This is a genomic window from Lysinibacillus sp. NPDC059133, from assembly GCF_042755925.1.
In the GTDB taxonomy this organism is placed as follows: Bacteria; Bacillota; Bacilli; order Bacillales_A; family Planococcaceae; genus Lysinibacillus.
The window spans coordinates 1-14229 of the sequence record NZ_JBHZDH010000086.1 but is presented as its reverse complement, the minus strand read 5'-3'; the positions used below and the strand labels follow the sequence as shown (position 1 = coordinate 14229).

10 protein-coding genes are annotated in these 14229 nt (G+C 39.7%); 8 read left to right on the top strand and 2 right to left on the bottom strand.

All coding sequences use genetic code 11. The annotated features are described in order from the left end of the window. Window positions 1–130: 130 nt before the first annotated feature. Together ACFXN8_RS25215 and ACFXN8_RS25210 are read right to left on the bottom strand one after the other, a co-directional pair. Window positions 131–1636: a catalase gene (locus ACFXN8_RS25215; RefSeq protein ID WP_386848168.1), complete on the bottom strand. Its 1506-nt coding sequence runs from the start codon at window positions 1634–1636 to the stop codon at window positions 131–133. A gap of 461 nt (window positions 1637–2097) precedes the next feature. Continuing rightward, complete coding sequence (locus tag ACFXN8_RS25210; protein ID WP_386848167.1) at window positions 2098–3543, bottom strand: helix-turn-helix domain-containing protein; 1446 nt, start codon at window positions 3541–3543, stop codon at window positions 2098–2100. A gap of 233 nt (window positions 3544–3776) precedes the next feature. Between ACFXN8_RS25210 and hutH the strand changes: the two genes are divergently transcribed. The 8 genes from hutH to nadD all read left to right on the top strand — a co-directional run bounded on the left by hutH (window position 3777) and on the right by nadD (window position 13928). Beyond that, window positions 3777–5291, top strand: a complete 1515-nt coding sequence (hutH, locus tag ACFXN8_RS25205) for a histidine ammonia-lyase (protein WP_386848166.1) — start codon at window positions 3777–3779, stop codon at window positions 5289–5291. A 105-nt stretch (window positions 5292–5396) separates the two neighbouring features. Continuing rightward, complete coding sequence (locus ACFXN8_RS25200) at window positions 5397–6725, top strand: YjiH family protein (RefSeq protein WP_386848165.1); 1329 nt, start codon at window positions 5397–5399, stop codon at window positions 6723–6725. A 15-nt stretch (window positions 6726–6740) separates the two neighbouring features. Beyond that, window positions 6741–8411, top strand: a complete 1671-nt coding sequence (hutU, locus tag ACFXN8_RS25195) for a urocanate hydratase (protein WP_386848164.1) — start codon at window positions 6741–6743, stop codon at window positions 8409–8411. Continuing rightward, the gene (gene hutI / locus ACFXN8_RS25190; protein WP_376074337.1) at window positions 8408–9694 is read left to right on the top strand and encodes an imidazolonepropionase; all 1287 of its coding nucleotides are present in this window, start codon (window positions 8408–8410) and stop codon (window positions 9692–9694) included. Before hutU ends, hutI begins: the two co-directional genes overlap by 4 nt. 667 nt (window positions 9695–10361) lie before the next feature. Continuing rightward, on the top strand, window positions 10362–11162 hold the full coding sequence (locus ACFXN8_RS25185; RefSeq protein WP_386848163.1) for an NUDIX domain-containing protein: 801 nt from the start codon (window positions 10362–10364) through the stop codon (window positions 11160–11162). A gap of 87 nt (window positions 11163–11249) precedes the next feature. After that, on the top strand, window positions 11250–11801 hold the full coding sequence (locus ACFXN8_RS25180) for a cysteine hydrolase family protein (RefSeq protein ID WP_386848162.1): 552 nt from the start codon (window positions 11250–11252) through the stop codon (window positions 11799–11801). 15 nt (window positions 11802–11816) lie between these two features. Further along, complete coding sequence (locus tag ACFXN8_RS25175) at window positions 11817–13286, top strand: nicotinate phosphoribosyltransferase (protein ID WP_386848161.1); 1470 nt, start codon at window positions 11817–11819, stop codon at window positions 13284–13286. Between the two features lie 27 nt (window positions 13287–13313). Further along, window positions 13314–13928 (top strand): nicotinate-nucleotide adenylyltransferase, encoded by a 615-nt coding sequence (gene nadD / locus ACFXN8_RS25170; protein ID WP_376074332.1) that lies wholly within the window; start codon window positions 13314–13316, stop codon window positions 13926–13928. Window positions 13929–14229 lie beyond the last annotated feature (301 nt).

Genomic DNA, 14229 nt, shown 5'->3' with positions numbered 1-14229 from the left:
AAAATCAATTATGCCTCGGCATAATTGTGTCTGGAATCGGCTTTGTGCTTGCACAAAGAACTCCTTTCCGATTCCGTGACATCCGCCGGAGGCTTTAACTTATTTCAGCAGAGGCTTCTGCTGAAATAAGTTAAACGTTTGTTGCTTGTTTTTCGTATGGGTTTGAAAGATCTATACCTTCTAATGAAAGACCCATAGCTTTTGCTACACCTTCACCATATGCTGGATCAGCTAGATAGCAGTGAAGGATATGACGGCGTTTGATGAACTCTTCAACTGGCGCCATATCATTAGCAGTATTTTCGAATAGGCGTTGTTGTTGTTCAGCAGTCATTAGTCGGAATAATTTACCTGGCTGCTCAAAGTAGTTGTTATCATCTTCACGGAAGTCATGGATACCAGCATTACCGTCAATACGTAATTCAGGCTCTTTGTAGTCTAAATTATGTTCCCATTCACCATAGCTATTTGGTTCATAGCTTAAAGTTGAACCAAGATTGCCGTCGAAACGCATAGCACCATCACGGTGGAACGTACGGAATGGACATTTTGGTGCGTTTACAGGAAGCGAGTAGTGGTTCACTCCTAAACGGTAGCGCTGTGCATCTCCATATGCAAAGATACGAGCCTGTAACATTTTGTCTGGCGAGAAGCTAATGCCAGGAATAATGTTAGATGGTGCAAATGCAGCTTGCTCAACTTCCGCAAAGTAGTTGTCCGCATTTTTATTTAACTCGAATTCCCCCACAGGAATTAATGGGAAGTCTTTTTTATACCATACTTTCGTTAAATCAAATGGGTTATATGGTAATTTGCGAGCTTGTTCCTCTGTCATTACTTGAATGGACATTTTCCATTTAGGGAAATCGCCTTTTTCAATTGCTTCATATAGATCGCGTTGTGAAGATTCACGGTCATTACTAATCACTTCAGCAGCCTCGGCACCAGTTAAGTTTTTAATGCCTTGCTCTGTAGTAAAGTGGAATTTAACCCATACGCGCTCATTTTCTTCATTAATAAAGCTATAAGTGTGAGAACCGAAACCATGCATATTGCGGTAACCTGACGGAATACCACGATCAGACATAACGATTGTTACTTGGTGAAGCGCCTCTGGTAAGGAAGTCCAGAAATCCCAGTTTGAATTCGCATTTTTCATATTTGTACGTGGGTCACGTTTTACCACGTGGTTTAAATCTGTGAAGTGTAAAGGATCACGGAAGAAGAATACAGGTGTGTTGTTACCAACTAAATCCCAGTTACCTTCTTCAGTATAGAACTTAAGTGCAAAGCCACGAATATCGCGCTCAGCATCCGCTGCACCACGTTCACCTGCAACTGTGGAGAAGCGTGCAAACATTTCAGTCTTCTTCCCAACTTCTGAGAAGATTTTTGCTTTTGTATATTTAGTAATATCATGCGTTACAGTGAAAGTACCGAATGCACCTGAGCCTTTAGCGTGCATACGACGTTCAGGAATAACTTCACGGTTGAAGTTTGCTAATTTTTCAACTAGCCATACATCCTGAAGTAATAGAGGACCACGAGGACCTGCTGACATTGAATCGTGGTTGCTTACTACTGGAGCGCCACCTGCTGTTGTAAAACGACGGCTACGATCATTTTGGTTTGTCATATTAGTTTACCTCCTGAAGAAAAAATTGTGAGTCAAACTCTTCATCAATAACTATAACAAATACAAACTAGAATTGCTAGTAAATTATAATTATTATTGTTAAAGAATTTTTACATTAAAGTATAGACTATAAATATATGCCGGATTTAAAGAGATTATGAATAGGTTTTACCACAAATTTAGCCTTTTTAAACATTTTCGAGAATTGTTTAAAATTTAGTTATAAAGAAGAGATAGCTCAAGATTAAAAGAAATTAAAATGAACTCCTTTGTTTATTTATTCTTATTGAAAATAGAATATGATAATTGATAATAACACTTGATTACAGTTAAGGTTGGGCATTTCACTTCTTGGGGATCAGATATCGATGAGATCCCGCGAAGATAAAGCCTCTATCCGCTACTCTTTACGAACTCCTAGTTGGAACGGAAATCCACTCCATGTTACTTATTTAGCCTTTTTATGTTTTACGATAACGATGAGGAGTAATTCCGATGTGCTGTTTAAAAATTTTAATGAAATAATTCGAGTCTTCAAAACCATTTAAATAGGCAATTTCACTAATGGCAAAATCAGTTTCTACAAGCATTTTTGAAGCATTATGAATTCGGACCTGTTGCAGGTAGCGTTTAAGTGGCAAGCCTTGCTTCTTTGAAAAAATCGTACTTAAATAATTGGGACTAATACCCAATTTATGGGCAACGTAAGGTAAAGATAACCCGCTATCCTGAAATTGTTGGTCGATAATTTCTATGGCCAGTTCTACATAGTCGGCCCGTTTCTCCATTCGTGCCTCACGGGCCAATTCAATCAGTTTTTGTGTAAATGATATGATGCCATTTTGAATGGTATAAAATATAGGATGCTCAATAATTAAATGAAAAAGCTGACGATAATTTTGCTCAATGGCAGCTTTCTCGTGTAATTTATACTTCAGCATAAAGCGGCGGATTTGCGCCAAAACACTTGTTAGATGAATACGTAAGTCATCTTGCTCGTAATAAATTCCTTCATTAGATAGTCGATATAAAAATGCTTTGACAGCTTCAATATTCCCGTCCTCTAAACTACTTATCAACAATTGTTGCTCTTCGGGTGTTAGTAAAGGATCGAAGGGCTGTGTCTTCAACTGTTTACTCGTATAAAAAATGTGCCCATAGCCTTCGTAAAAGCTTTGACGAAGTGCACGCTTCGTTAAGGTATACATATTCTTCATAGTTGTAGGTTCCCCATCGTATATCCCAATATTTAAAGAGCTATTATTTGTCAATCGCCATTCCTTGATTAATGTACGAACATCTTTCTCTAAATCATTTGTTTGGAATAAGCAAACAATTCTCTCTGATAAAGGATAAATCCTCATACTAGAATAAATAGGCGTTTGCTGAAGCCAGTTGTACAGTTTGTTAAACATATCGGAATGCTCAGGCTCGATCATGGTGAAGTGTATATTTGTCTCTAGGGTACTAGTTTTACTATCTAAAAATAGTTGATCGTAAAAAGATTCATCTGTAGCTTCTGGATATACTGCTTCTGCCTTTGGTGTTTGAAGGGAAATAACAGTGAGTTTTTGCTTTAATACTTCTAAATCAATTGGTTTAACGAAGAGATGTGCGACCTGTAAATCGATTGCCCTTAATGCATTTTTAAATAATGGCTCTGTTGTCATAGCTAAAATAGTTCCTGAATGTTTTTGTAAAACACGATAAAGCGCAGTTAAGCGATTATTCGAGAATAGGTCAATGTTTAGTAGTATCACTTCAGGCTCGAATTGCTGGATACTTTGAAGTGCCTCATTAATAGTTGTACTTATTTCGATGGCTACATCGCCAGGAAAATATGTATGTAAAAACCAACGAATACCTGAAAGATCAGCGGAGTCTCTATCAATTAATAACAATTTCATAACTACAAACCCACCCCTTAAAATTATCTAGTTTCGTAAAAAAATACGATTATATTGTTAAAATAACAAAAAATCTGAAATAATTCATGTATTCTCTTTTAAAATTCCCTATTTTCTGAAAAAAGTAGTTAGTACAATGTAGTTAGAGTAATTGTTATTTATCTTTTGTAGCGATAGCGAAATGGATTAAGAGCATTTTTACATAGTTATAAAGGAAACAGGGGGATGGCAGTATGAAGTCTATTATCGAGCTTGATGGCAAGACATTAACAAGGCAGCAAATAGGGGGAATTGTAAATGGCCTTGCTACGGTTGCGCTATCTGCAGACAGTGTGGAGCGTATCCGTTTAAGTAGGGAGCGAATTGAAAAACGCTTAGCTGAGGGCCAAACCATTTATGGTGTGAATACAGGCTTTGGAAAGCTAAGTAATATAAAGATTGAAGAGGAAGACATTGAGCTTTTACAGTTGAATTTATTACGCTCAGATGCAACAGGTGTTGGTGTACCGTTCCCGACAGATGTTGTACGTGCCATGATGGTTTTACGTGCCAATGCTTTAGCCCGAGGTTTTTCAGGAATTCGTCTGGAAACAGTGCAGCTGCTATTGAATCTTATAAATAAGGGAGTCCATCCGATTGTACCTTCTCAAGGTTCAGTAGGAGCAAGTGGAGATTTAGCGCCGTTATCACATTTGGCTTTAGTGCTAATAGGTGAAGGGAAGGCTGAGTTTAATGGAGAGATGATGAGTGGCAGTGCGGCGTTACAGCAAGCTGGGCTAAAACCTGTCCGACTACAAGCTAAGGAAGGGCTAGCACTTGTAAATGGTACACAAGCAATGACGGGTATCGGAGTGTTAACAGTGAACGAGGCAGAGCGTATGGGGCTAGCGGCAGATATGGCAGCAAGTTTAACACTTGAGGCACTGAAGGGCATTACGTCAGCATTTGATCCAGCGCTTTTGGCGGTAAGACCACACCCAGAACTAGAGCTTGTTGGTGGACGAATCCGCAAGTGGCTTAATGGAAGTAAACGTGTGACAAAGCAAGGTGAAATCCGTATGCAGGATGCCTATTCATTACGTTGCATTCCGCAAGTACATGGTGCTTCATGGCAATCATTTTTCTATGCGGAGGACCGCGTGCAAATTGAAATGAATGCAACGACAGATAATCCGATTGTTTTAGAAAATGGAGAAGTATTGTCTGGGGGTCATTTCCACGGTCAACCAATTGCATTAGCAATGGACTTTTTAAAAGTCGGTGTATGTGAATGGGCTAATATTTCGGAGAGACGTACAGAACGCATGGTTAATCCACAACTTAATGAAGGTTTGCCACCGTTTTTAGCGACAAATCCTGGTATTGAGTGTGGACTGATGATTGCTCAATATACAGCAGCCTCTATCGTATCTGAAAATAAAGTATTGGCACATCCTTCAAGTGTGGATTCCATACCGACATCAGGTAACCAAGAAGATCATGTGAGCATGGGTACAACATCAGCCCGTCAAGTACGTCAAATCGTACACAATGCCGCTCGTGTCATTGCAATAGAAATGATTTGTGCATCGCAGGCTATCCATTTAGATAAGGCAGAGGAGCAGTTATCTCCAACAACGCGAAAGTTTTTAGAAAAAGTGCGTGAGTTTTGTCCGCCACTGTTAGCGGATCAACCTATCGGCGATGAAATTGAAGCGCTTTCAGAGTATTTATTAACGAGTGATGTTCTATTAAATGAGTATATGTAAACTTTAAGACGATCGCTTCCTAGAGAAAATCCAAAAAATCTTTCAGCTTGTTTGGATGACCTCGAAATTTCTTTCAGAAAAAGCACTTACATCGGAGGGAGTAATATGGAATATCATCAACGAGAGCTGGAGCGAGATTCGCAATTTCGAATCTCCTCCGCTATTAAGATGTTTATCTGTAGTATAGTCGGAATATTCAGTTTTTTCGTATCTTTTGAATGGCGGGGTAAGAATTCCATTTTAATTGATCACATTGTAAATTTTATTCGCACCGAAGCGCCACTGCTTGTAACTGCCTATGTACTCATAATGCTTGTAGGTGGAGCGATTCATCCATTCCTGACTAAGAAATGGAATAAGTCGACAGTGAATATTGTGATGTCAATCCTTAAAGTGGGCGGTATGATTGCGGGGATTTTGTTAATTTTCAATATAGCCCCTGCATGGTTAGCGGATGAAAGCATTGGCCCGTATTTACTGGAGAAGCTTGTTAAGCCAGTGGGAATACTAATTCCGATCGGGTCTTTGTTTTTAGCACTTCTAGTTAGCTACGGATTGCTTGAATATATCGGTGTTTTAGCACAGCCATTTATGAAACCTGTTTTTAAAACATCAGGACGTTCAGCGGTGGATGCAGTAGCCTCATTTGTCGGGAGTTATTCGGTTGGATTGCTGTTAACAAACCGTCTTTATACGGAAGGTCGCTACACAGCGAAGGAGGCTGTGATTATTGGAACAGGCTTCTCGACTGTATCTGTAACGTTTATGGTTGTCATTGCCGGTACGCTGGATATGATGCAGCATTGGAATGCATTTTTTTGGGTGTCGCTCGTTGTAACATTTTTGGTCACAGCCTTAACAGTGCGCATTTATCCAATTCGTACAATGAAGGATGAATACTACGAGGGCGCAACGCCGCAGCCAGAAAAGATTGTGAAGAAGGGGCATTTTAAAGAAGCGTGGCGTCAAGCGATGGAGGCGGTTGAGCAGAATCCGCCTATGTCTAAAATTTTATGGGCGAATCTAAAGGATGGCTTCATCATGACGATGGGGGTTATGCCATCGATTTTATCGGTTGGTCTTTTGGGGATTGTACTTGCAACATATACACCAATTTTTGATTGGCTTTCGTATATTTTTGTACCATTCACATATGTTCTGCAAATTCCAGAACCATTTTTAGCGGCAAAAGCGCTGTCATTATCTTTAGCAGAAGTATTTTTACCGGCACTTGTTGTCACACAAGCAGCACTTGTGACGAAATTTATTGTGGCAGTTGTATCGATTTCAGCAATTTTGTTCTTTTCGGCTGTCATACCACTTATTTTATCAACTGAAATTCCAGTGACATTGCGCCAAATTATAATCATTTGGTTTGAACGTGTCGTATTAACGTTAATCATCGTAACACCAATAGCATTTTTACTATTTTAAAGGAGCGTGTTTTTTATGGTAGTCAAAACAAATATCCGTGCACCACGTGGGAATGAATTATCTTGTAAAGGTTGGACGCAGGAAGCTGCAATGCGTATGTTAATGAACAATCTAGATCCTGAGGTAGCAGAAAATCCAGATGAACTAATCGTTTACGGTGGTATCGGGAAGGCAGCGCGTAATTGGGAGAGCTATGAGCAAATTATTGCGTCATTAAAAGAATTAGAGAATGATGAAACACTTCTTATTCAATCAGGAAAACCGGTAGCTGTATTCCGTACACATGAACATGCGCCACGTGTATTAATTGCAAATTCTAATTTAGTGCCAGCATGGGCAAATTGGGAGCATTTTTATGAGTTAGAGGACCGCGATTTAATGATGTACGGTCAAATGACGGCTGGTAGCTGGATTTATATTGGCGCACAAGGTATTTTACAAGGAACGTATTTATCATTCGTAGAGGCAGGCAAAAAAGTATTTGGCACGGCAGATTTACGCGGCAAATTCATCCTTACAGGTGGTATGGGTGGTATGAGTGGTGCACAGCCTTTAGCTGGGAAAATGGCTGGCGCTGTCATTTTAGTAGTCGAAGTGGAACGTGCTCGAATTGAACGTAAAATTAAAGAGGGCTACTGTGACTATCTAGTGGGGACGGTAGATGAAGCGATTGAATTAGTCAATAAACTACGTGACCAAAAAGAGCCTGCGTCAATTGGTCTTGTTGGCAACTGTGCAGACGTTAATCGTGAGCTGTTGAACCGTGGAATTATTCCTGATTTTGTAACAGACCAAACATCTGCCCATGATCCAATCAATGGTTATGTTCCAAATGGCATGACGTTTGAGGAAGCACTTGAACTGCGTAAAAGCGATGTAAAAACGTATGAGCGAAGAGCAAAAGAGACGATGGCTGAGCATGTTCGTACAATGCTTGAATTCCAACAAGCAGGTGCGGAAGTATTTGATTACGGTAATAATATTCGTGCTTATGCCAAAGAGATGGGTGTAACGAATGCCTTTGACTTCCCTGGCTTTGTTCCGGCGTACATTCGTCCATTATTCTGTGAGGGGAAAGGGCCATTCCGTTGGGCTGCACTTTCGGGTAACCCTGAGGACATTTATAAAACAGATGCACTTGCAAAAGAAATGTTTGCTGAAGATGCAGGTCTAGTAAATTGGATTGATATGGCGCAAAAAATGGTGAAATGGCAAGGGTTACCGGCACGAATTTGCTGGTTAGGCTATGGTGATCGTCATCGTTTTGCATTGAAGGTTAATGAAATGGTTGCCAATGGGGAGCTATCAGCACCGATCGTCTTTGGTCGAGATCACCTAGACTCAGGTTCAGTTGCATCACCAAACCGTGAAACAGAGGGCATGCTTGATGGCACTGATGCAGTATCAGATTGGCCAATTCTAAATGCACTTGTCAATACAGCAAGTGGTGCAAGTTGGGTAAGTGTGCATCATGGTGGTGGTGTAGGCATGGGTTATTCTCAACATGCTGGTCAAGTGCTAGTAGCGGATGGTTCGGAGCTAGCCGCTGAGAAAATTGCGCGAGTGTTAATTTCCGATCCAGGAATGGGTGTTGTGCGTCACGCAGATGCTGGCTATGAAATTGCCATTAATACAGCGAAGAACAAAGGTGTGCATATACCGATGCTAAAGGATGATGTGAAGTGACTATTTTAATCAAAAACGCCAACGAAGTGATCACGTTAAAAAGTACCGTTCAAGGTCCTCGTACAAAAGAACAAATGCGTGACATTGCGGTGCTGGAAAATGGCAGTGTTTTAATGGAGGGAAATAGCATTATAGCAGTAGGGCCCATTGCCCAGCTAGAAGCGGATTTCCCTGATCTTATAAAGGTGGCTGAGGTTATTGACGCCTCAGGTAAGGTTGTTATGCCAGGTCTCGTTGATTGTCATACGCATTTAGTTCATGGAGGTACACGTGAGCAGGAGTTTAATATGCGACTCAACGGTGCCACATATATGGAAATTATGAATGCGGGTGGCGGGATTCATGCCACAACAAAGCGGACTCGAGAAACTAGCTTTGGTGATTTATATGGAAAAACTATGAATCATTTAGATGTGTTTTTAAAGCATGGTGTCACAACGGTTGAGGCAAAATCAGGCTATGGTTTGGATTGGGAAACTGAAAAGAAGCAGCTTGAAGTAGCTAAGGAATTGCAAGCCACACATGACATTGATGTCGTTAGTACCTTTATGGGGGCGCATGCGGTGCCACGTGACTATAAAGGACGTGAGGATGAATTTGTGGATGTAGTCATTCATGACATGCTGCCAAAAGTAGCTGAGCTAAACCTTGCAGAATTCAATGATGTATTTTGTGAAAAAGGAGTATTTACGCCAGAGCAATCACAACGCATTTTAGAGGCTGGAAAAGCATTGGGGTTAACACCGAAAATTCATGCAGATGAAATTGAGCCTTATAAGGGAGCGGAACTTGCTGCGGAAGTAGGAGCCATTTCGGCGGAGCACTTACTAGTTGCTTCTGATGAAGGTATACAAAAAATGGCTGAAGCTGGCACGATTGCCGTGTTGCTACCTGGAACAGCATTCTTCTTACGAGCACCATTTGCGAGAGGACGTCTAATGATTGATGAAGGGGTACCTGTAGCTATATCAACTGACTTTAACCCTGGCTCATCGCCAACGATGAGTCTGCCATTTATCATGAATTTAGCTTGTATGCATATGGGTATGACATTAGAGGAAGTGTTAACGGCGACAACCGTTAATGCAGCGTATGCACTTAACCGTGGACATCAAATTGGCTCCCTTGAAGCGGGCAAACAAGCTGACGTCATTATATTGGATGTTGCCAATTACAAGCAGTTACAATATTTCTATGGCATGAATCATACGAATACTGTCATTAAGAATGGGCGAGTTGTCGTACAGGATGGAATTCTTTTGAAAAATCAACTAGTAAATTAAATAATACGAAAGGCATAAATAAGGCAGAGATGCTTTATTTATGCTTTTTTTATGAATTTTCTCTTTTTTTATTAAAAGAGTTGAAATTGTTAACTGGAAAAGTTATCATGTCATTAAATAATAATTCAAGAATTACAAATTACTGATAGCGATTTATAGAAAATATAATGAAGTAGTGTCCAAATTTCCAGATGACATTTGGTAAACATATGCCATATATAAGTTGATTGGAGTGGAGGCTGGGCGACTCCTTGGGGATTAGCAATAGAGGAACGAAGGCTAAAACCATCACGTCCTGTGATAACGCCTTCGTGACCAACATCATGTTGGCCCGAGACCCTGGAGCGAGCACCGCGAGTGAAGCGGCTCATCGGACGCCCCCAGGAAGCTTTGCTCTGTGCGAAAGCGAAGCGACAGCAATTGTTTTATCTGTGCGAAAGCGTAGCGACAGCAACAACAAAGCGCCCAGCCGGAACGGAAATCGACCACACACGTTATGATGATGATCTAAAATTTTACCTATACACCCGTGTGAGCAGGAGAAAACCATAAGAAGTAAAACAAATACTCGCTCTCTAAGGGAGTCGTATATAGTTGAAGTATTACGCTTTATCTAAACCTTCATCATCATTCCTGCAAAACATGGTATCAAAGGAGTTTTATTAAAATGACAAAATATCGTTCACAAGAAGAAGTTCTGGCGAATTATGATTCTTCTAAATATATAACACCTGATGGGTATACGTCAGATATCGCAATTTTTACAATAACATCAGAAAAAGTAGAGGAAAAAGCACCTCCGATGATGACGCTTAAAATCATGTTGATTAAACGGTCTGAAAAAGATCATGAAGGAAATCCAAATATCGAAGGTGGGAAATGGGCGCTTCCAGGTGGATTTGTAGATGCGACAAAAAGGGAAACCGCTTATATGGCTGCTAAAAGAGAATTGAAGGAGGAAACGAATGTAGACGGTCTACACATTAAGCACTTTGGTGTCTACGATGACATAGATCGTGATCCTCGAGGCTGGATGATTTCAAATGCCTTTTATGCAATCGTTCCGGAAGTGTACATTGACCAGCGTCAAGCCAATGATGATGCCGCAGAAGTGGAGTTATTCGATATAAATGAAGTGTTCAAACTCGAATTAGCCTTTGATCATCGAAAAATTATTTCAGACGCTTTAGAATTTATTAAGAAAGATATGATACAAACAACGGTTGCTAAAAACTTTTTACCAGAAGAATTTACGTTATCTGAGCTACAGAGGGTTTTATTGACAGTGGGAGATGATCCACGCATTTCAAATGATTCTGTGTTCTTTACAAAAGCGCCCAAGTTGCCTTTTATTGAAAAAGTTTTAGATGAAGAAGGGAAACCGAAGAAAACGAAAAGAAATTCATTTAGACCGTCGCAATTATATTCTTTTAATGACTTCGAAATCGTAGAGTCAATTTATCATTAGGAAAGCATCTGTCTTTCCTGATAATTTTTCAATATAGTAATTTGTAATCCTTTAATTACTAATTAAAAAGAAAATGGAGTGATGGAAATGCCAAAACGTGCATTGATTAATATTGATTATACAGTGGATTTTGTAGCACCAGATGGAGCTCTAACTTGCGGAAAACCGGGGCAACTATTGGAAGAGGTAAATACACAATTAACAAAGGAATTTATGTCAAACGGCGATTTTGTAGTTTTCGCTATTGATGTTCATGAAAAAGAAGATAGCTATCACCCAGAAACAAAGCTTTTTCCTCCTCACAATATTCGAGATACAAGGGGGAGAGAACTATATGGCTCTTTAAAAGAACTATATGAAGGCAATAAAGAGTTAGGGCATGTCTACTACTTGGATAAAACCAGATATTCTGCTTTTGCAGGTACGGATTTAGAGATTAAATTGCGCGAAAGAGGCATTACAGAACTGCATTTAATAGGTGTATGTACGGATATTTGCGTTCTTCATACAGCGGTAGATGCCTATAATAAAGGATATAACATAGTTATTCATAAAAATGCAGTAGCGTCTTTTAATCAAACGGGGCATGAGTGGGCGTTAGGGCATTTCGAGCATTCTCTCGGAGCTACTATTATGTAAACGGAGGAACGGGGTATGAAATATGCAGACGATAGCTTCATGTTGCACACGGATTTATATCAAATAAATATGGTGGAAACTTACTGGAGTGATGGTACTCAAAATCGAACAGCGGTTTTTGAATTGTACTTTCGACAACTTCCGTTCGGGAATGGCTATGCGATATTTGCAGGCTTAAAAAAGATGATGGAGTTTATTAAAAACTTTGGTTTTTCTAATAGTGATATTCAATATTTACGCGAGGGAGGAAAATACTCAGAGGAATTTCTTAAATACCTTCAAAGTCTAAAATTTACAGGCACTATTTCTGCAATGAAGGAAGGTGAATTGGTATTTGCCAATGAACCTATTTTACGAATTGAAGCGCCATTGGCAGAAGCTCAATTAATGGAGACACCTTTATTGAATATCATTAATTACCAAACTCTTATTGCTACGAAGGCTTCGCGCATTAAACAAGTGATTAGTAAGGATGTGGCGATGGAATTTGGTACGCGTCGAGCGCATGAATTTGATGCAGCGATTTGGGGAACACGTGCAGCTTATATTGGTGGATTTTCTGCAACTAGCAATGTAAGAGCTGGAAAATTATTTGGCATCCCTGTATCAGGTACTCATGCACATGCCATGATACAGGCATATCGTGATGAATATACTGCATTTACAAAGTATGCAAGTACGCATAGAGATTGCGTTTTTTTAGTAGATACGTATGATACGTTGCGTTCTGGTGTCCCTACTGCAATTCGGGTCGCAAAGGAGTTCGGAGATAAAATCAATTTTGTAGGAATCCGACTGGACAGTGGGGACTTAGCATATCTTTCAAAAAAGGCGAGAAAAATGCTAGATGAAGCAGGCTTCACGGATGCAAAAATTATAGCATCTAATGATTTGGATGAATACACGATTATAAATTTGAAATCACAAGGGGCTAAAATTGATACATGGGGAATCGGCACTAAGCTTATTACAGCCTACGATCAAGCAGCTCTTGGGGGCGTATACAAATTAGTATCTATTGAAGATGAAAACGGGAAAATGGTCGATACCATCAAAATTTCCGGAAATCCTGAAAAAGTAACGACTCCAGGCCGCAAGCGTATCTATCGAATTATTAATACAGACAATGGTCATGCTGAAGGGGATTATATTGCATTGGACTACGAAAACCCGCAAGAGGAAACGCGCTTGAAAATGTTTCACCCTGTTCATACTTATATCAGTAAATTTGTGACGAGTTTTACAGCGAAAGAACTACATCAAGACATTGTAGTAAATGGATCTATTCTTTATAAGGAACCAACACTTCAAGAAATTCGAGTATATGTAGAAGAAAATTTACATCTACTATGGAATGAGTACAAACGAACAATGAATCCAGAAGAGTATCCAGTCGATTTAAGTCAAGCATGCTGGGATAACAAAATGACAAGAATTAAAGAAATTAAAGAAAAAGTCACGAAGATGATGAATGGGAGAAACTAATAGAGACGAGGAATGGAGGGGTAGGGAATGGCGAAAATAGGGATTTACGGATCATCCTTTGATCCAATTACAAATGTTCACCTTTGGACAGCAAGCACAGTCGCACATCGTTGCAAATTAGATAAAGTGATTTTTTTACCTTGCTCAAATAAACGAAAAGACAAGGAGATAAAAACAAAGAATACGCATCGATGGAATATGCTGCAGCTGGCTATTACTAAGGATGAGCGTTTTATTGCAGATTCATATGAAATGGAGCAAGAGGGCTGGAATATTTACACATATGATACGATGAAATATTTTAGAGAACAACACCCGAACGATGACATTCATTTTATTATGGGCGCTGATTTATTAGTCGATATTGGTGCAGGGTTGTGGAAAAAGGGAGATGCATTAGTAGCTGAGAATAAATTTATTGTAATGGCAAGGCATGGAATTGATATGTTATCAACAATTAGCCGTTCCCCTATTTTGAGGAATCATGATGATGGGAGATTCCACTTAATTGACAAAGGGTTAGCGATGGAAATTAGCTCTACCTATATTCGAGAAGAATTTGCAATGGGTGGTGAACCAAGATATCTACTCCCTGATGCTTGTTATGACTATATTAAAGAGCATAATCTTTATCAAAAATAGTCTAGGTAAGGCCGATACATGATAGTGGAGTGCAGCATAATACCGACATTATTTGGTGATTTAATCGGTAGACCCCGTCATGTTCGAAAAGTTGGGGTGTAGATCAATACCATACTTATTTTTATTGGGATTATCATCAAAAGTTGGGGATAACAATTGTTAAAACGCATTCTACTTATATAAGTTGATTGGAGTGGAGGCTGGGTGACTCCTTGGGGATCAGCAATAGAGGAACGAAGGCTAAAACCATCACATCCTGTGATAACGCCTTCGTGACCAACATCGGTGCTGTTGCTGTCGC

Coding starts and splice junctions, on each gene's coding strand:
- ACFXN8_RS25215 (WP_386848168.1), bottom strand. CDS start 1,636: ATGACAAACCAAAATGATCGTAGCCGTCGTTTTACAACAGCAGGTGGC.
- ACFXN8_RS25210 (WP_386848167.1), bottom strand. CDS start 3,543: ATGAAATTGTTATTAATTGATAGAGACTCCGCTGATCTTTCAGGTATT.
- hutH (WP_386848166.1), top strand. CDS start 3,777: ATGAAGTCTATTATCGAGCTTGATGGCAAGACATTAACAAGGCAGCAA.
- ACFXN8_RS25200 (WP_386848165.1), top strand. CDS start 5,397: ATGGAATATCATCAACGAGAGCTGGAGCGAGATTCGCAATTTCGAATC.
- hutU (WP_386848164.1), top strand. CDS start 6,741: ATGGTAGTCAAAACAAATATCCGTGCACCACGTGGGAATGAATTATCT.
- ACFXN8_RS25185 (WP_386848163.1), top strand. CDS start 10,362: ATGACAAAATATCGTTCACAAGAAGAAGTTCTGGCGAATTATGATTCT.
- ACFXN8_RS25180 (WP_386848162.1), top strand. CDS start 11,250: ATGCCAAAACGTGCATTGATTAATATTGATTATACAGTGGATTTTGTA.
- ACFXN8_RS25175 (WP_386848161.1), top strand. CDS start 11,817: ATGAAATATGCAGACGATAGCTTCATGTTGCACACGGATTTATATCAA.
- nadD (WP_376074332.1), top strand. CDS start 13,314: ATGGCGAAAATAGGGATTTACGGATCATCCTTTGATCCAATTACAAAT.